The 16322-nt window shown below is 52.9% G+C and carries 19 protein-coding genes; 11 read left to right on the top strand and 8 right to left on the bottom strand.

Annotated features, from left to right (window positions below):
• The first annotated feature begins 6 nt into the window (after nucleotides 1–6).
• From frdD to NMC31_RS13700, 3 genes are all read left to right on the top strand, one after another.
• Nucleotides 7–366, top strand: a complete 360-nt coding sequence (gene frdD, locus NMC31_RS13710) for a fumarate reductase subunit FrdD (protein WP_149465076.1) — start codon at nucleotides 7–9, stop codon at nucleotides 364–366.
• A 60-nt stretch (nucleotides 367–426) separates the two neighbouring features.
• Nucleotides 427–1569 carry a CMY2/MIR/ACT/EC family class C beta-lactamase gene (gene ampC, locus NMC31_RS13705; RefSeq protein ID WP_253898274.1) on the top strand — a complete coding sequence of 381 codons (1143 nt, stop codon included), beginning with the start codon at nucleotides 427–429 and terminating at the stop codon, nucleotides 1567–1569.
• Nucleotides 1570–1657: 88 nt separating this feature from the next.
• Nucleotides 1658–2188, top strand: coding sequence for a lipocalin family protein (locus tag NMC31_RS13700; RefSeq protein ID WP_253898273.1), 531 nt, complete (start codon nucleotides 1658–1660; stop codon nucleotides 2186–2188).
• Here the strand turns inward: NMC31_RS13700 and sugE are convergent.
• The 4 genes from sugE to efp all read right to left on the bottom strand — a co-directional run bounded on the left by sugE (nucleotide 2185) and on the right by efp (nucleotide 3683).
• Entirely contained in the window at nucleotides 2185–2502 is a 318-nt protein-coding gene (sugE, locus tag NMC31_RS13695) for a quaternary ammonium compound efflux SMR transporter SugE (RefSeq protein WP_149465079.1), read from the bottom strand. The genes NMC31_RS13700 and sugE overlap by 4 nt on opposite strands.
• Nucleotides 2503–2665: 163 nt before the next feature.
• On the bottom strand, nucleotides 2666–2812 hold the full coding sequence (ecnB, locus tag NMC31_RS13690) for a lipoprotein toxin entericidin B (protein WP_015966233.1): 147 nt from the start codon (nucleotides 2810–2812) through the stop codon (nucleotides 2666–2668).
• Nucleotides 2813–2917: 105 nt separating this feature from the next.
• The gene (locus NMC31_RS13685) at nucleotides 2918–3049 is read right to left on the bottom strand and encodes an entericidin A/B family lipoprotein (protein WP_149465088.1); all 132 of its coding nucleotides are present in this window, start codon (nucleotides 3047–3049) and stop codon (nucleotides 2918–2920) included.
• A gap of 67 nt (nucleotides 3050–3116) precedes the next feature.
• Nucleotides 3117–3683 carry an elongation factor P gene (efp, locus tag NMC31_RS13680; RefSeq protein WP_149465080.1) on the bottom strand — a complete coding sequence of 189 codons (567 nt, stop codon included), beginning with the start codon at nucleotides 3681–3683 and terminating at the stop codon, nucleotides 3117–3119.
• Between the two features lie 40 nt (nucleotides 3684–3723).
• Between efp and epmB the strand changes: the two genes are divergently transcribed.
• Together epmB and yjeJ are read left to right on the top strand one after the other, a co-directional pair.
• Entirely contained in the window at nucleotides 3724–4752 is a 1029-nt protein-coding gene (epmB, locus tag NMC31_RS13675) for an EF-P beta-lysylation protein EpmB (RefSeq protein ID WP_253898272.1), read from the top strand.
• Between the two features lie 203 nt (nucleotides 4753–4955).
• A complete protein-coding gene (yjeJ, locus tag NMC31_RS13670) occupies nucleotides 4956–5813 on the top strand; it encodes a YjeJ family protein (RefSeq protein WP_253898271.1) in 858 nt (285 codons plus the stop codon).
• A 55-nt stretch (nucleotides 5814–5868) separates the two neighbouring features.
• Here yjeJ and NMC31_RS13665 read toward each other — a convergent pair whose 3' ends face one another.
• From NMC31_RS13665 to NMC31_RS13655, 3 genes are all read right to left on the bottom strand, one after another.
• Complete coding sequence (locus NMC31_RS13665; RefSeq protein WP_015966237.1) at nucleotides 5869–6222, bottom strand: DUF4156 domain-containing protein; 354 nt, start codon at nucleotides 6220–6222, stop codon at nucleotides 5869–5871.
• A gap of 134 nt (nucleotides 6223–6356) precedes the next feature.
• Nucleotides 6357–8003, bottom strand: a complete 1647-nt coding sequence (groL, locus tag NMC31_RS13660; RefSeq protein WP_253898270.1) for a chaperonin GroEL — start codon at nucleotides 8001–8003, stop codon at nucleotides 6357–6359.
• Between the two features lie 43 nt (nucleotides 8004–8046).
• Nucleotides 8047–8340 carry a co-chaperone GroES gene (locus NMC31_RS13655; protein WP_003855929.1) on the bottom strand — a complete coding sequence of 98 codons (294 nt, stop codon included), beginning with the start codon at nucleotides 8338–8340 and terminating at the stop codon, nucleotides 8047–8049.
• A 251-nt stretch (nucleotides 8341–8591) separates the two neighbouring features.
• Between NMC31_RS13655 and yjeH the strand changes: the two genes are divergently transcribed.
• Nucleotides 8592–9830 (top strand): L-methionine/branched-chain amino acid transporter, encoded by a 1239-nt coding sequence (yjeH, locus tag NMC31_RS13650; RefSeq protein WP_253898269.1) that lies wholly within the window; start codon nucleotides 8592–8594, stop codon nucleotides 9828–9830.
• Nucleotides 9831–9851: 21 nt separating this feature from the next.
• Here yjeH and NMC31_RS13645 read toward each other — a convergent pair whose 3' ends face one another.
• Nucleotides 9852–10322 carry an FxsA family protein gene (locus NMC31_RS13645; protein WP_253898268.1) on the bottom strand — a complete coding sequence of 157 codons (471 nt, stop codon included), beginning with the start codon at nucleotides 10320–10322 and terminating at the stop codon, nucleotides 9852–9854.
• Between the two features lie 334 nt (nucleotides 10323–10656).
• Here NMC31_RS13645 and aspA point away from each other — a divergent pair, with 334 nt between their 5' ends.
• The 5 genes from aspA to NMC31_RS13620 all read left to right on the top strand — a co-directional run bounded on the left by aspA (nucleotide 10657) and on the right by NMC31_RS13620 (nucleotide 16212).
• On the top strand, nucleotides 10657–12093 hold the full coding sequence (gene aspA, locus NMC31_RS13640) for an aspartate ammonia-lyase (RefSeq protein WP_149465085.1): 1437 nt from the start codon (nucleotides 10657–10659) through the stop codon (nucleotides 12091–12093).
• A gap of 114 nt (nucleotides 12094–12207) precedes the next feature.
• The gene (locus tag NMC31_RS13635; RefSeq protein ID WP_149465086.1) at nucleotides 12208–13509 is read left to right on the top strand and encodes an anaerobic C4-dicarboxylate transporter; all 1302 of its coding nucleotides are present in this window, start codon (nucleotides 12208–12210) and stop codon (nucleotides 13507–13509) included.
• A 99-nt stretch (nucleotides 13510–13608) separates the two neighbouring features.
• The gene (cutA, locus tag NMC31_RS13630; protein WP_253898340.1) at nucleotides 13609–13932 is read left to right on the top strand and encodes a divalent cation tolerance protein CutA; all 324 of its coding nucleotides are present in this window, start codon (nucleotides 13609–13611) and stop codon (nucleotides 13930–13932) included.
• Nucleotides 13908–15590: a protein-disulfide reductase DsbD gene (locus NMC31_RS13625; RefSeq protein ID WP_253898267.1), complete on the top strand. Its 1683-nt coding sequence runs from the start codon at nucleotides 13908–13910 to the stop codon at nucleotides 15588–15590. Before cutA ends, NMC31_RS13625 begins: the two co-directional genes overlap by 25 nt.
• A 46-nt stretch (nucleotides 15591–15636) precedes the next feature.
• A complete protein-coding gene (locus NMC31_RS13620; RefSeq protein WP_015966245.1) occupies nucleotides 15637–16212 on the top strand; it encodes a transcriptional regulator in 576 nt (191 codons plus the stop codon).
• The last annotated feature ends 110 nt before the right edge of the window (nucleotides 16213–16322 follow it).

The following is a 16322-nucleotide window of genomic DNA, read 5'->3' as shown; positions in this document are numbered from 1 at the left end:
GCCAGGATGATTAATCCAAATCCAAAACGTTCTGACGAACCGGTTTTCTGGGGCCTGTTTGGTGCAGGTGGGATGTGGGGCGCAATCGTCGCGCCGGTGATTGTCCTGCTGGTTGGCATCATGCTTCCGTTGGGGCTATTCCCGGGCGATGCGCTGAGCTATGAGCGCGTGCTGGCCTTTGCACAAAGCTTTATTGGCCGCGCATTTCTGTTCCTGATGATTGTGCTGCCGCTGTGGTGCGGTTTACACCGTATTCACCACGCGATGCACGATCTGAAAATTCACGTTCCAAACGGAAAGTGGGTTTTCTATGGCCTGGCTGCTATTCTGACGGTTGTGACGCTGATTGGTATCGTCACCCTCTGATGAAGTCCTAATGTTAATCCGGCCCGCCACTGGCGGGCCGTTTTGTATGGAAGCCTGGTCATGTTCAAAATGTCTCTTTGCGCGCTGCTGCTTGGCGCATCCTGCACCGTACTTGCCGCCCCTCACACTGAACAACAGATAACGGATATCGTTAATCGCACCATTACGCCGCTCATTAAAGAGCAGGCCATTCCCGGCATGGCCGTCGCGGTCATCTATCAGGGCAAACCGTATTACTTTACCTGGGGTGACGCCGACGTCGCGAAAAAGCAGCCCGTCACGCAACAGACCCTGTTCGAGCTGGGTTCAGTCAGTAAAACGTTCACTGGCGTACTGGGCGGCGACGCTATCGCACGTGGGGAGATTAGCCTGAACGACCCGGCGACAAAATACTGGCCAGAACTTACCGGGAAACAGTGGCAGGGCATTACGCTACTGCATCTCGCGACTTACACCGCTGGTGGTTTACCGCTACAGATACCGGACGACGTGACGACCGATGCGCAACTGCGTCGCTATTATCAAAACTGGCAGCCAGAATGGGCGCCAGGCACGCACCGCTTATATGCCAACGCCAGCATTGGGCTTTTTGGCGCGATGATGGTGAAACCGTCTGGTTTGAGCTTTGAGAAAGCAATGACGGAGCGTGTGTTACAGCCGCTTAAGCTCACGCAGACATGGGTCACCGTCCCGGCCGCCGAACAGAAACACTACGCGTGGGGATATCGCGATGGGAAAGCCGTGCACGTCTCACCCGGCCCGCTGGACGCCGAAGCCTATGGTGTGAAATCCAGTATTCAGGATATGGCGCACTGGGTGCAGTTCAATATGAACGCCAGCAAAATCAAAGAGAAAACACTGCGACAGGGTATTTCACTGGCACAATCGCGCTACTGGCAAATTGGTGAAATGTATCAGGGGTTAGGTTGGGAAATGCTGAACTGGCCAGTCAACCCTGACACCATCGTCAACGGCAGCGACAGTAAAATCGCCCTCGCCGCCCTGCCCGCGAAAGCGATAACGCCGCCTGAGTCCGCGGTAAGCGCATCGTGGGTGCATAAAACCGGCGCAACCGGCGGATTTGGTAGCTACGTCGCCTTTGTGCCGCAGGAAGAACTCGGCATTGTAATGCTGGCAAATAAGAACTACCCCAACCCTGCACGCGTAGCCGCCGCGTACCAAATTCTGAATTCGCTAAAATAAGTGATTTCTGGCCTGTTTCGGCAGGCCGTTCCCACGCGATTTTCCTGCTGTCATCTACACTTAACAGAAAACCAGTAAGGAAACTCTTATGCGCATCCTGCCCGTTGTCGCCGCCGTCACCGCTGCGTTTTTGGTGGTTGCCTGCAGCTCCCCGACTCCGCCAAAAGGCGTTACTGTTGTAACTCCCTTTGATGCAACTCGCTACCTTGGCACATGGTACGAGATTGCCCGTTTTGATCACCGATTTGAACGCGGGCTGGAACAAGTCACCGCTACCTATCGTCTGCGTGACGACGGTGGTCTGAACGTGACAAATAAAGGCTATAACCCGGATCGGGCCATGTGGCAGAAAACCGAGGGGAAAGCGTATTTCACTGGCGATCCAAACCGCGCAGCCCTAAAAGTGTCGTTCTTCGGCCCGTTCTACGGTGGCTATAACGTAATTGCCCTCGATAAAGAGTACCGCCACGCATTGGTTTGCGGGCCGGATCGCGACTATCTGTGGATACTCTCACGCACACCGACCATTTCAGATGAGATGAAACAGCAGATGCTGACCGTCGCAACCCGGCAGGGGTTTGATGTGAGTAAGCTAATTTGGGTCAAACAACCCCATTAATGGGTGCTGAGTTTCAGGCCGATGATCCCCGCAACAATCAGCCCCAGGCTCGCCAGACGCATGGGACTTGCAGATTCACCCAGCAGGAGAATACCGGTAATGGCGGCGCCCACCGCGCCAATACCTGTCCAGACGGCATAGGCCGTGCCGACAGGCAGGCTTTTCATTGCCCAGGAAAGTAACGCCATACTGACTATCATGGCCGCGATGGTGATGATGCTTGGTGTCAGGCGGCTGAACCCATGGGTGTATTTCAGGCCAACAGCCCACACCACTTCGAGTAAACCCGCGATAAGTAGAATAATCCAGGACATAACAGGCTCCAGATAAATGGGGCCGTCCCCGATGAAAGAGGCGCTTACGGGTCGTCCCGCAAGGCGATGGTGAAAGACTATTTTATCAATCGTAAACGCGAGGGGCAAACAGGAAGAACGGTACGGAGAAGTCGCCGTACCGTTAAAAGGCTAAAGGCGCAAATTACTGCTGAGCTTTCGTGGCCGCACCGGAAATCGCATTGCCACCATCAGAAATATCTTCGCCAACGCCGCGTGTCGTATTACACGCCGTCAGTACGGATGAAAGCACTACCACGGTAAAAAACGCTGCAATTGTTTTCTTAATCATCATATCGTCCTTTAATGGTCAATGTTTTATGCATGTAGCCTGTTAAGCATAGACAAATTCCCGTACATCGACGGAAAAGAAGAACGATTTAAGAATAATGAAGGGTTAGCTGGCGGCGTTGGAAATAATGCCACCGAGATCTTTGATATCTTCCCCAACACCACGGGCGGTGTTGCATCCGCTCAGCAATGCGCCGGCGACAATCAGCAGTAGAAGTGTTTTAACGGTACGAGTCATCATCCTTGCCTGAAATCATCAGGCGCAGCGCCGTGCTGCGCCCTCATTCATCCATTTATAACATGGATTACTTCACGCGGGATACATATTCGCCAGAGCGGGTATCCACTTTGATCACTTCGCCAATCTGAACGAACAGCGGAACTTTAACCACTGCGCCAGTGGACAGGGTCGCCGGCTTACCGCCAGTACCTGCGGTGTCGCCTTTCAGACCTGGATCAGTTTCAACGATTTCCAGTTCTACGAAGTTCGGCGGCGTAACGGAGATAGGCTGACCGTTCCACAGGGTCACGATGCATTCAGCCTGATCCAGCAGCCATTTAGCGTTGTCGCCAATCGCTTTTTCGTCAGCAGACAACTGTTCGAAGGTTTCGTTGTTCATGAAGTGCCAGAACTCACCGTCGTTATACAGGTAAGTCAGGTTCATATCGACAACGTCAGCACCTTCAGCGGAGTCAGTAGACTTGAAGGTTTTTTCTACACGGGTACCGGTCAGCAGGCGGCGCAGTTTAACGCGAGCAAACGCCTGGCCTTTACCTGGTTTAACGAATTCACTGGCTTCAACCGCATACGGTTCGCCATCCAACATGATTTTAAGACCAGCACGAAAATCGTTGCTATAGTAAGTCGCCATAAGGCCCTCTGAAATTGTGAAATGGTAGCTTAGCCACAAAATGGCGCATATTGTAACCCTAAATACCCCATCCAGAGAAGATTGGTTATCGCAACTTGCCGATGTTGTGACCGATCCGGATGAACTATTACGTCTTTTAAATGTAGACGCTGATGAAAAATTGCTCGCAGGAAGAGAAGCGAAACGTCTTTTCCCGCTTCGCGTTCCTCGCGCGTTTATCGCCCGGATGGAAAAAGGTAACCCGAATGACCCGTTATTGCGTCAGGTTTTAACCGCGCAGGACGAGTTCATCACCGCACCCGGTTTCTCGACCGACCCGCTGGAAGAGCAGCACAGCGTGGTGCCGGGGCTACTGCATAAATACCATAATCGGGCGTTGCTCCTGGTGAAGGGCGGGTGTGCGGTGAACTGCCGTTACTGCTTCCGTCGTCACTTTCCGTATGCGGAAAACCAGGGCAACAAACGCAACTGGCAGGCCGCGCTCGACTACATCGCGCAGCATCCTGAGCTGGACGAAATTATTTTCTCCGGCGGCGACCCGTTGATGGCGAAAGATCATGAGCTGGAGTGGCTGATCACGCACCTTGAAGCCCTCCCGCATGTAAAACGTCTGCGCATTCACAGCCGCTTGCCCATTGTTATTCCGGCACGCATCACCGATGCGCTGGTTGCGCGTTTTGCGCAAAGTCGGCTGCAAATTCTACTGGTGAATCACATCAACCACGCCAGAGAGATAGACGATGAATTTCGTGCTGCAATGGCGCGATTACGTCAGGCGGGTGTGACGCTGTTAAACCAGAGTGTGCTACTGAGCGGCGTGAACAATCATGCTCAAACGCTTGCGGACCTCAGTAACGCGCTCTTCGACGCGGGCGTGATGCCTTACTACCTTCACGTTCTCGACAAAGTGCAGGGCGCAGCCCACTTCCTGGTCAGCGATGACGAAGCGCGTGCAATTATGCGCGAACTGCTGACACTGATTTCCGGTTATATGGTGCCGAAACTGGCGCGTGAAATTGGCGGCGAGCCCAGTAAAACGCCATTAGATCTGCAACTTCGCCAACATTGATTCATCTGCCCTCTATTATGAGGGCATTATTATTCGATTAAAATATATTTATTAACTTAATAATAGTTATTGAACTGAGTTTATCTGGACATCAGTAATAGCTGTGATATTTTACTTCACCATCTGATACGGCCCTAATTAATAATATATATCTATATTTTCCAAATAAGCATTTACAAGATATATGGTTATGGAGAACCAACATGGCGTTGAATATTAAAAGCGTTAATACCGGTGTTATTCGTCAGGGAAATGCATTTGTCGCATTGGCCTTAAAAATCAAAGAACCTAAAAACAAAGAATCTCTCTTCTTTTTCCCTGCTCTGGTACTCAGAGACCTCCTTATCGCCCTGGAAAGCCGTCTCGCAGCGCTGCACCAGCAGCAAGGCGATGAAAAGCAGAAGTACGAGAAAGCACGCGATAAAGCCGGTAAAAAGATGCTGGAAAGCGTACCTGCGCTTCTGGAAGATGAGTTACGTCATGCCGATATCAATTTCCGCGTCGATGGGCTGGAACTGTCTAAAAATGGTAAAGATGAGTTAACTATTACGCTAAAACTGCATCGCGGGGAAAGCGTTGAACTGACCATTAATGAATTACAGATTGACCTGCTGGTCAAAGCTATTATTCACTCCATTAATAATGCAGGAATGAAAGAACTGGCACTGCGTATTTCTTCACTGCTGGACTTCCTGCCACTGTATGATGCGGATTGCCAGGAAAAAGGCAGTCTGGAATATGATTTTTATGACCAGCCGCAGTGGAAACACGATCTGTTCAATCATTATCTGGCGGTACTTTATCGCTTTACCGATAAAGACGGTAAAGAGTGCTTTAGCGGCAGTATCGTTAAAACTCGCACGCCGTCGGGCAGTAAAGAAGCGCAGGCGGTTTCTCGCCGTTTACTCGATTTCAGCCCACGACTGAAAAAACTGGCCGGGACGCCTTGCCGGGTATATGTCAGAACCTTAAACGCGAATAACGGCCAGCAGCTGACGCAAGAACAGTGTTTACGCGCGCTGTATCATTTACGCGTACAGTCGGTGAAAACGGCAGCCTGATGGCGTCGGATGGCGGCGATAACGTCGCCATCCGGCGATTAGTCCCCCTGAAAAATCAGTTCGGACACTTATAAACCTGGCCGTTCATTTCGGTATCGGTCGGCACAAAGCTTGAAAGCATGCCTTGAGTTGGGCTGCTGACACCGTAGATCACGTTGCCGCCCATCTCCGCCGCATGGTTACGCAGCGCATTCGCCGCACCGCGCATTGAGCCACCCTCTTCGCCCGTCTGGCCAGAAAGCCAGTTTCCCTGTTTACCTGTAGCAGTACCTAACAGCTGGCATTCTGCGCCCGGCTTATCTTCAACGAAGCGAACATTCTGCCCGCCCGCGCTTAATTCGTTGCTGGAACTACAGCCAGCTAACAGCAGCGCGGCGCCAACGATCCCTGCTAAATATTTTACCTGCATGTTATTCCCCATAATCAATGAGCTGGACGCATGTCGTCCGTGTGTAAACCTTATACTAAAAAGATGACCAAAAGAAAAACCCCCGGTCATTTCTGACCGGGGGTTTCTTTGTTGCTATGGGGTATAGCGCACGATTACATCATGCCGCCCATACCACCCATGCCGCCCATACCACCAGCAGCACCTAAGTCAGGCGCATCGCCTTTCGGCAGGTCGGTCACCATGCACTCGGTGGTGATCATCAGGCCAGCAACGGATGCCGCGTACTGCAGAGCAGAACGGGTAACTTTCGTTGGGTCCAGGATACCGAAGTCGATCATGTTGCCGTATTCTTCAGTTGCTGCGTTGTAACCGTAGTTACCTTCGCCCGCTTTAACTGCGTTAGCAACAACAGACGGTTCCTCACCGGCGTTCAGGACGATCTGACGCAGCGGCGCTTCCATTGCGCGCAGCGCAACTTTGATACCCACGTTCTGGTCTTCGTTCTGAGCAGTCAGGCCAGCCAGTTTCGCTGCAACGCGAACCAGCGCCACACCACCACCAGCAACCACGCCTTCTTCTACCGCAGCACGGGTCGCGTGCAGGGCATCGTCAACGCGTGCTTTTTTCTCTTTCATTTCAACTTCGGTAGCAGCACCGACTTTGATCACTGCAACGCCGCCTGCCAGTTTAGCAACACGTTCCTGCAGTTTTTCACGATCGTAGTCAGAGGTCGCTTCTTCGATCTGTTTGCGGATCTGAGCAACACGGCCCTGAATGGCATCTTCTTCACCCACGCCATCAATGATGGTGGTGGTGTCTTTGTTGATAACAACGCGTTTCGCCTGACCCAGATCTTCCAGAGTCGTTTTTTCCAGCTCCATACCGATCTCTTCAGAGATAACGGTACCGCCAGTCAGGGTTGCGATGTCCTGCAGCATAGCTTTACGACGGTCGCCGAAGCCCGGTGCTTTAACAGCAGCCACTTTCACGATGCCACGCATGGTGTTAACCACCAGCGTCGCCAGCGCTTCGCCTTCAACGTCTTCAGCGATGATAACCAGCGGTTTGCCTGCTTTCGCAACGGCTTCCAGAACTGGCAGCATTTCGCGGATGTTGGAGATTTTTTTGTCAGCCAGCAGGATGAACGGGCTTTCCAGCTCAACAGCACCGGTGTCCGGTTTGTTGATGAAGTACGGAGACAGGTAGCCGCGGTCGAACTGCATACCTTCAACCACGTCCAGCTCATCTTCCAGACCAGTGCCGTCTTCAACGGTGATAACGCCTTCTTTACCGACTTTATCCATCGCTTCCGCGATCAGTTTACCTACGGTTTCGTCGGAGTTAGCGGAGATGGTACCAACCTGAGCAATCGCTTTAGAGTCAGAGCACGGTACGGACAGCGCTTTCAGCTCTTCAACAGCAGCCTGAACCGCTTTATCGATACCGCGTTTCAGGTCCATCGGGTTCATGCCTGCAGCAACAGCTTTCAGGCCTTCAGTGATGATGGATTGGGCCAGTACGGTCGCGGTGGTGGTACCGTCGCCTGCAGCGTCATTCGCTTTAGAGGCAACTTCTTTCACCATCTGCGCGCCCATGTTTTCGAATTTGTCTTCCAGCTCGATTTCACGCGCGACGGAAACACCATCTTTGGTGATGGTCGGCGCACCGAAGGATTTGTCGAGAACCACGTTACGGCCTTTCGGGCCCAGGGTTACTTTAACTGCGTCTGCCAGTACGTTTACGCCGCGCAGCATTTTCACACGAGCGTCGTTACCGAATTTTACGTCTTTAGCTGCCATTATCTTTATTCCTTAAATTCGTATGTTCAGTGTCGTTCGCGGATTACGCTTCAACAATTGCCAGAATGTCGCTTTCGGACATGATCAACACTTCTTCGTTGTCGATCTTCTCGGATTTTACGCCGTAGCCATCGTTGAAAATAACGATGTCACCAACTTTAACGTCCAGCGGCTGCACAGTCCCGTTTTCCAGGATGCGACCCTTACCGACAGCGATGATTTCGCCACGAGTTGATTTTGCTGCTGCAGAACCGGTCAGAACGATGCCGCCAGCAGATTTCGTTTCAACTTCTTTACGTTTGACGATCACACGATCATGTAACGGACGAATACTCATTGATAGCTCTCCTTTGAGAAAGTCTTTATCAGTTATGGGTGACGCCGGGCCGCAATCGGTTTTCCGGCTAGTGACCAGAGAGATGGGGATGGGCTCTCTGCCCTTCAAGGGGCAAATCGAAAAAAATTTCAGAAAAAATTGCGATCGCTGCGAAACGGTGTAGCCCGACGAAAATCAGGGTAAATCGCTTGCGTTTCAGCCAATAAGGGGTGTGATACTATCCGTTTCTTTACGAATGCCAGGACGCGGTCATGAGTGGTCTGAAACAAGAGCTGGGGTTGGCTCAGGGTGTGGGTTTACTTTCAACTTCATTATTGGGAACCGGCGTCTTTGCGGTTCCTGCGCTGGCAGCGTTAGTTGCCGGGGGAGATAGCCTGTGGGCGTGGCCCGTTCTGATTATTCTTGTCTTTCCCATCGCCATTGTTTTCGCCATTCTGGGCCGTCATTTCCCCAGCGCGGGCGGCGTGGCGCACTTTGTCGACAGGGCGTTTGGCCCGCGGCTGGCGCGCGTGACCGGCTGGATGTTCCTTTCGGTTATCCCCGTGGGTCTCCCTGCGGCGTTGCACATCGCCACCGGTTTTGGCCAGGCGCTGTTTGGCTGGCACGACAGCCAGTTGTTGCTGGCGGAGATTGGCACGCTGGCGATTGTCTGGTGGCTGGGCTCGCGTGGGGCCAGTTCCAGCGCTAACCTGCAAACGCTGGTTGCAGTACTCATCGTGGCGCTCATTGCCGCCATCTGGTGGTTTGGTGATATTCGTCTGGGCGCAATCCCCTTCCCGCCCGTCACGCAAATTGCACCCGACCATTTGTTCTCAGCGCTCTCCGTGATGTTCTGGTGCTTCGTCGGGCTGGAAGCGTTCGCCCATCTGGCCTCTGAATTTAAAAATCCTGAGCGCGATTTCCCGCGCGCACTGATGATAGGCCTGCTGCTCGCGGGTACGGTTTACTGGGCCTGTACAGTGGTGGTGCTGCACTTCAACGCCTATAACAGCGAACTGGCGGCCGCCGCCTCACTGCCCACTATCGTGGTGCAACTCTTTGGCGTTCAGGCGTTGTGGGTTGCCTGCGTGATAGGCTATCTCGCCTGCTTTGCCAGCCTGAACATCTATATCCAGAGCTTCGCGCGTCTGGTCTGGACACAGGCGCAAAATAAGCCGCAGAGCCCGCTTTCACGCCTGTCGAAAAAGCAGCTTCCCGTTAATGCGCTGAACGCGGTATTAGGCTGCTGTGTGATCAGCACGCTGGCAATTTTCTGGCTCGATATTAACCTTGATGCGCTGATCGTCTACGCTAACGGCATCTTCATTGTTATCTATTTGCTGTGCATGCTGGCGGGATGCCGCTTGCTGAAGGGGCGTTATAAAGCGCTGGCGGTGACGGGCGCACTGCTTTGCGTCGTTTTGCTGGCGATGGTGGGATGGAAGTGTTTGTACGCGCTGGTGATGCTGGCGGTGTTCTGGCTGTTCCTGCCAAAAAGCAGTGGCGCGTAAACCGCGCCACATCAGAAACGACTAGCGATCGTCTTTGTGATCCAGACGGTCGCGCTCTTCATCTTTACGCTGATATTCACCATCAAACGTCTGCCCGCCATCGTTGCTGGCGCGGAACCCACCACCCGGCATACGCGAGAAGTGCAGATGCGGCAACAGTTTCATGGTCAGATGTTTCTGCACTGGCGGCAGCAGAAGCAGCAGGCCGAGGAAGTCGGTGAAGAAGCCAGGCAACAACAGCAGTAAACCTGCCAGAATCAGAGAAACGCTTTTCACCATCTCTGCTGCCGGGCTTTCTCCTGCTTCCATTTTCTGCTGCATCAGCACGAAATTCTTGAAGCCCTGGTTACGCACCAGCGACATACCAATCACGGAAGTAAAGATGACCAAAACTAATGTGAGCAGGACGCCAAAGACATGGGCGACCTGAATAAAAATCGATATCTCTATATAAACATAGAGAAAAATAGCAATAAACGGTATCCAGCGCACTGGCTTCTCCTGTTAATCGCGGAGGCAGTCGCCTCCACGTAAAAATTTTGCTGCTGTCACCCAGTGTAGATGGTGGCGGCCTGTCATTTTTCAATCAGACAGTCGAGAAATTTTTGTCAGTGATGGTCAAGCGGTGACCTATTTCACAAATCAATAAATCTTATAAGAATCGCCTCGTAATAAGTGATCAAGATTACTGTAATTCGCTATCATCAGCATATGATCACGGGCACCGGGTCGATTAAGGACATAATCGTCGGCCAGAAAATACGCATTACCTCGTAAATTCTGCGTATTTGGTGAATTCATTGGCAGATTGCAAAAGAAGGTTCACATGTTAAACAACATTCGTATCGAAGAAGACCTGTTAGGTACAAGGGAAGTCCCTGCGGACGCATACTATGGCGTTCATACTCTGAGAGCGATTGAAAACTTCTACATCAGCAACAGTAAAATCAGTGATATCCCTGAGTTTGTTCGCGGTATGGTGATGGTGAAGAAAGCCGCTGCGCTGGCAAACAAAGAACTCCAGACCATTCCAAAAGGCGTTGCTAACGCGATTATTGCGGCATGTGATGAAGTCCTGAACAACGGCAAATGCATGGATCAATTCCCGATTGACGTCTACCAGGGCGGCGCGGGCACATCCGTTAACATGAACACCAACGAAGTGCTGGCGAACATTGGCCTTGAACTGATGGGACATCAGAAAGGCGAATATCAGTATCTGAATCCGAACGATCATGTTAACAAATGTCAGTCCACCAACGATGCTTACCCGACCGGTTTCCGCATTGCGGTGTACACCTCCATTGTAAAACTGGTGGATGCAATTCATCAGTTGGGCGAAGGCTTCCAGCGTAAAGCGGTTGAGTTCCAGGATATCCTGAAAATGGGTCGTACCCAGTTGCAGGATGCGGTACCGATGACCCTCGGCCAGGAATTCCACGCGTTCAACGTGCTTCTTAATGAAGAAACCAAAAACCTGCTGCGCACCGCAGAATTACTGCTGGAAGTTAACCTCGGTGCAACGGCTATCGGTACGCGCCTGAACACCCCGGATGGCTACCAGCAACTGGCTGTACAGAAACTGGCGGAAGTCAGCAACCTGGCGGTGGTTCCGGCGGAAGACCTGATTGAAGCGACGTCTGACTGCGGCGCTTACGTGATGGTTCACAGCTCGCTCAAGCGCCTGGCTGTGAAGATGTCCAAAATCTGTAACGACTTGCGCCTGCTCTCTTCAGGCCCGCGCGCTGGTTTGAACGAAATCAACCTGCCGGAACTGCAGGCGGGTTCTTCAATCATGCCAGCCAAAGTCAACCCGGTCATTCCGGAAGTCGTTAACCAGGTGTGCTTCAAAGTCATCGGTAACGATATTACGGTTACCATGGCCTCTGAAGCTGGTCAGCTGCAGTTGAACGTGATGGAGCCAGTGATTGGCCAGGCGATGTTTGAATCTATCCATATTCTGACCAACGCCTGCTACAACTTGCTGGAAAAATGCATTGATGGCATCACTGCCAACAAAGCGGTTTGCGAAGGTTACGTCTACAACTCCATCGGGATTGTAACCTACCTGAACCCGTTCATCGGCCACCATAACGGCGATATCGTCGGTAAGATTTGTGCTGAAACCGGCAAGAGTGTACGTGAGGTCGTTCTGGAGCGCGGCTTGCTCACAGAAGCTGAGCTGGACGATATTTTCTCGGCACAAAACCTGATGCATCCGGCTTACAAAGCGAAACGCTATACCGATGAAAGCGAACAGTAACAGTAGCGGTTAATATACAAGGGGCATGTCAGCAATGACATGCCCTTTTTGCTTTTTATGATTTACCAACCTACAACATTCTAATATCAACTTGTAAACACAAGGAAGGCTAATATGTTTGGTGCAGAGCTCGTTATTGTCCTGCTCGCGATCTATCTCGGCGCAAGACTCGGCGGTATCGGCATTGGTTTTGCCGGTGGTTTCGGCGTTCTTATCCTCACCCTTATTTTCCAGATTAACCCGGGAGCTATCCCGTTCGATGTTATTGAAATCATCATGGCGGTTATCGCGGCTATCGCCGCTATGCAGGTTGCCGGGGGGATGGATTACCTCGTGAGCCTGGCGGAGCGTATGCTGCGCCGTCATCCGAAGTACATTACCTTTCTGGCCCCGCTGGTCACCTGGTTTATGACCATTCTGGCCGGGACCGGGCATACCGCGTTCTCCACGCTGCCGGTTATCACCGAAGTGGCGAAGGAACAGGGTATTCGCCCATCTCGTCCGCTCTCTATCGCCGTTGTCGCCTCACAGATTGCGATCACCGCGTCCCCTATCTCCGCTGCCGTCGTTTTCTTTGCCGGTATTCTGGAGCCGATGGGCGTAAGCTATCTGACACTGCTGGCTATCTGTATTCCGGTTACGCTGATTGCCGTCATGATCACCGCCTGCGTGTGTAACTTCCTGGGCTGCGAGCTGAAAGACGACCCGGTTTATCAGGAACGTCTGGCTAAAGGCGAAGTGAAACTGCGCGGAAGCCAGGTTTTCAAACTGAAACCACACGCGAAACGCTCCGTTCTGCTGTTCCTGATCGGTATCGTCGCCGTGATGTTCTACGCCACCGCCATCAGCGACACGGTTGGCCTGATTCAGAACCCGGTTCTGCCGCGTAACGAAGCGATTGTGGTCTTCATGCTGACTATCGCCACGCTGATTTGCTTTACCTGCAAAATTGATACGGGCGAAATCCTTAATGCCAGCACCTTTAAATCCGGTATGAGCGCCTGCGTCTGCGTACTGGGTGTGGCCTGGCTGGGTGATACTTTCGTGAAAGCGCACATCACCGATATTCAGGAAGTAGCGGGTGACCTGCTGCACAACTATCCATGGCTGCTGGCTGTGGTTCTGTTCTTTGCCGCGACCCTGCTCTACTCCCAGGCGGCAACCACTAAAGCGCTGATGCCTGCCGCTCTGATGCTGGGTGTTACCCCGCTGACGGCAATTGCGTCTTTTGCTGCGGTTTCTGCGCTGTTCGTTCTGCCAACCTACCCAACCCTGCTTGCTGCGGTGGAAATGGATGACACCGGCTCGACACGTATCGGCAAATACGTCTTTAACCATGCCTTCCTGGTGCCTGGCGTCATCGCCATCGCCCTGTGCGTTATCTTAGGTTTCATCTTCGGCGGGATCATGCTGTAAGTAAAAAACCTTAAACCCGGGCCGCTCTGCGGCCCGATTCGCGCCTTCCCTCCTCCACACCGTGCTATAGTTGCCTCTTTCACCGATACGAGGTTGATGATGAGCACTACCGACGCTGTTGTTGTTCTCTGTACTGCCCCGGATGAAGCAACTGCCCAGGATTTAGCGGCCAAAGTGCTGGCGGAAAAACTTGCCGCCTGCGCAACGATTATTCCCGGCGCGACGTCGCTTTATTACTGGGAAGGAAAGCTGGAGCAGGAGTACGAAGTGCAGATGGTCCTCAAAACCAACCTGATGCATCAGCAGGCGCTGCTTGATTGCCTGAAGTCTCACCACCCGTATCAGACCCCCGAATTATTGGTTTTACCCGTTACTCACGGAGACAGCGATTATCTCTCATGGCTCAACGCATCCTTACGCTGATTCTGCTGCTGTGCAGCACATCCGCCTTTGCCGGTCTGTTCGACACCCCTGGCCGCACTAATTTTGTTCCGGCGGACCAGGCGTTCGCTTTCGATTTTCAGCAGAACCAACAGGATCTTAACCTCACCTGGCAGGTAAAAGAGGGCTACTACCTCTATCGCCAGCAAATTAAAGTCGTTCCTAATCAGGCGCAAACATCGCCGCTGGTGCTGCCTGCGGGGCAGTGGCATGAAGATGAATTTTACGGCAAGAGCGAAATCTATCGTAAACAGTTGACTGTCCCGGTGACGATTAATCAGGCGTCCCAGGGAGCGACACTGACGGTAACGTATCAGGGCTGTGCCGACGCTGGATTCTGTTACCCACCAGAAACCCGAACCGTCCCCCTGAGTGCCGTAGCAGCGACGTCCGCCCCTGCCGCAACATCTGCACCCGCCAGCGCGAATTTGCCCTTCTCCGCGCTCTGGGCGCTGCTTATCGGTATAGGCATTGCGTTCACGCCCTGCGTGCTGCCGATGTATCCGTTAATTTCAGGAATTGTGTTGGGTGGTAAACAGCGCCTCTCCACGGCGCGCGCGCTGCTGCTGGCGTTTATCTACGTCCAGGGGATGGCGCTGACCTATACCGCGCTGGGGCTGGTTGTCGCCGCCGCAGGTATGCAGTTCCAGGCCGCGTTGCAGCATCCGTACGTGTTGATTGGCCTCTCTGTGGTGTTTATCCTGCTGGCGTTATCAATGTTTGGTGCGTTCTCTCTGCAACTGCCATCGTCTGTACAGACGCGATTAACACTGATGAGTAACCGCCAGCAGGGCGGTTCTCTGGGCGGTGTTTTCGCAATGGGCGCAATAGCCGGGCTCATCTGCTCGCCGTGCACCACGGCGCCGCTGAGCGCCATCCTGCTTTACATCGCGCAAAGTGGCAAGCTTCTGCTGGGGGGCGGTACGCTTTATCTGTATGCGTTGGGGATGGGTTTGCCGCTGATTCTGGTCACTGTCTTTGGCAACCGTCTGTTGCCGAAAAGTGGGCCATGGATGGCGCATGTCAAAACAGCATTTGGCTTTGTGATCCTCGCATTACCGGTATTCCTGCTGGAACGCGTTATTGGTGACGTCTGGGGGCTACGTTTGTGGTCGCTGCTCGGCGTCGCCTTCTTTGGCTGGGCCTTTATCACCAGCCTTGGCGCGCAAAAGCCGTGGATGCGGCTTGGGCAGATTATCCTGCTTGCCGCCGCGTTAATCAGCGTACGCCCGTTACAGGACTGGGCCTTCGGCAGCACGGCAGTCGCACAGGAACGATCGCACCTGAACTTTACAAAAGTTAGCAGCGTCGAAGAACTCAGCCAGGCGCTGGCGAAAGCCAAAGGTCGGCCGGTGATGTTAGATCTTTACGCCGATTGGTGCGTGGCCTGCAAAGAGTTTGAGAAATACACATTCAGCGATCCGCAGGTTCAACAGGCGCTGAGCAACACGGTATTGTTGCAGGCGGATGTCACCGCCAACAGCGCACAGAATACCGCATTGCTGAAACATTTAAACGTACTGGGCCTGCCCACCATCCTCTTTTTCGATAAAGAGGGGCAGGAACAGCCAACACAACGGGTAACCGGCTTTATGGATGCTGCCGCATTCAATGCGCATTTGCGCGATCGCCAACCGTAGACAACACTTTAGACGGGAAAAACCGTTGGGAACGAAGGAGAACACTGTGCAACGTGAAGATGTCCTGGGAGAAGCCCTGCATTTACTTGAGATCAGAGGGATAGCCAGCACTACGCTTGAGATGGTTGCTGAACGTGTCGATCGTCCGCTCGACGAGCTGAGACGTTACTGGCCGGACAGCGAGGCCCTGCTTTATGACGCCTTACGTTATCTCAGTCAGCAGGTGGATATCTGGCGCCGCCAACTGATGCTGGACGATGAACTGAGCGCTGAGCAAAAATTGCTGGCGCGCTATAACGCCCTGACGGACTGCGTCAGTAATCAGCGTTATCCAGGCTGCCTGTTCATCGCCGCCTGTACGTTTTATCCGGACCCGGATCACCCGATCCATCAACTGGCGGATCAACAGAAGCAAGCGGCATATACGTTCAGTCATGAGCTGCTAACCCAACTGGAAGTCGATGACCCAGCGATGGTGGCAAAACAGATGGAACTGGTACTGGAAGGCTGCCTCAGCCGGATGCTGGTGAATCGTAGCCAGGTAGATGTCGATACGGCGCATCGTCTTGCAGAAGATATCCTGCGCTTTGCTCAGTGTCGTCAGGGTGGCGCACTCACCTGAGTGTGCTCTTTTCAGGCACTTTGCGCGAAAAGCATGCAGTTAACGCGTTTTTATCACTTATTTCGCTGAAACCCGTTGACGCCAACGGCCCTTTACGGTTTAATGCGCCC

It is taken from the genome of Pseudocitrobacter vendiensis (assembly GCF_943590815.1).
Classification (GTDB): domain Bacteria; phylum Pseudomonadota; class Gammaproteobacteria; order Enterobacterales; family Enterobacteriaceae; genus Pseudocitrobacter; species Pseudocitrobacter vendiensis.
Note: the sequence above shows the minus strand (reverse complement) of the source record. Positions and strands in the feature narration are given on the sequence as shown.

What these genes read in the sequence shown, in the direction of transcription:
- frdD (WP_149465076.1), top strand. Translation starts at nt 7, where the DNA reads ATGATTAATCCAAATCCAAAACGTTCTGACGAACCGGTTTTCTGGGGC.
- ampC (WP_253898274.1), top strand. Translation starts at nt 427, where the DNA reads ATGTTCAAAATGTCTCTTTGCGCGCTGCTGCTTGGCGCATCCTGCACC.
- NMC31_RS13700 (WP_253898273.1), top strand. Translation starts at nt 1,658, where the DNA reads ATGCGCATCCTGCCCGTTGTCGCCGCCGTCACCGCTGCGTTTTTGGTG.
- sugE (WP_149465079.1), bottom strand. Translation starts at nt 2,502, where the DNA reads ATGTCCTGGATTATTCTACTTATCGCGGGTTTACTCGAAGTGGTGTGG.
- ecnB (WP_015966233.1), bottom strand. Translation starts at nt 2,812, where the DNA reads ATGATTAAGAAAACAATTGCAGCGTTTTTTACCGTGGTAGTGCTTTCA.
- NMC31_RS13685 (WP_149465088.1), bottom strand. Translation starts at nt 3,049, where the DNA reads ATGACTCGTACCGTTAAAACACTTCTACTGCTGATTGTCGCCGGCGCA.
- efp (WP_149465080.1), bottom strand. Translation starts at nt 3,683, where the DNA reads ATGGCGACTTACTATAGCAACGATTTTCGTGCTGGTCTTAAAATCATG.
- epmB (WP_253898272.1), top strand. Translation starts at nt 3,724, where the DNA reads ATGGCGCATATTGTAACCCTAAATACCCCATCCAGAGAAGATTGGTTA.
- yjeJ (WP_253898271.1), top strand. Translation starts at nt 4,956, where the DNA reads ATGGCGTTGAATATTAAAAGCGTTAATACCGGTGTTATTCGTCAGGGA.
- NMC31_RS13665 (WP_015966237.1), bottom strand. Translation starts at nt 6,222, where the DNA reads ATGCAGGTAAAATATTTAGCAGGGATCGTTGGCGCCGCGCTGCTGTTA.
- groL (WP_253898270.1), bottom strand. Translation starts at nt 8,003, where the DNA reads ATGGCAGCTAAAGACGTAAAATTCGGTAACGACGCTCGTGTGAAAATG.
- NMC31_RS13655 (WP_003855929.1), bottom strand. Translation starts at nt 8,340, where the DNA reads ATGAGTATTCGTCCGTTACATGATCGTGTGATCGTCAAACGTAAAGAA.
- yjeH (WP_253898269.1), top strand. Translation starts at nt 8,592, where the DNA reads ATGAGTGGTCTGAAACAAGAGCTGGGGTTGGCTCAGGGTGTGGGTTTA.
- aspA (WP_149465085.1), top strand. Translation starts at nt 10,657, where the DNA reads ATGTTAAACAACATTCGTATCGAAGAAGACCTGTTAGGTACAAGGGAA.
- NMC31_RS13635 (WP_149465086.1), top strand. Translation starts at nt 12,208, where the DNA reads ATGTTTGGTGCAGAGCTCGTTATTGTCCTGCTCGCGATCTATCTCGGC.
- cutA (WP_253898340.1), top strand. Translation starts at nt 13,609, where the DNA reads ATGAGCACTACCGACGCTGTTGTTGTTCTCTGTACTGCCCCGGATGAA.
- NMC31_RS13625 (WP_253898267.1), top strand. Translation starts at nt 13,908, where the DNA reads ATGGCTCAACGCATCCTTACGCTGATTCTGCTGCTGTGCAGCACATCC.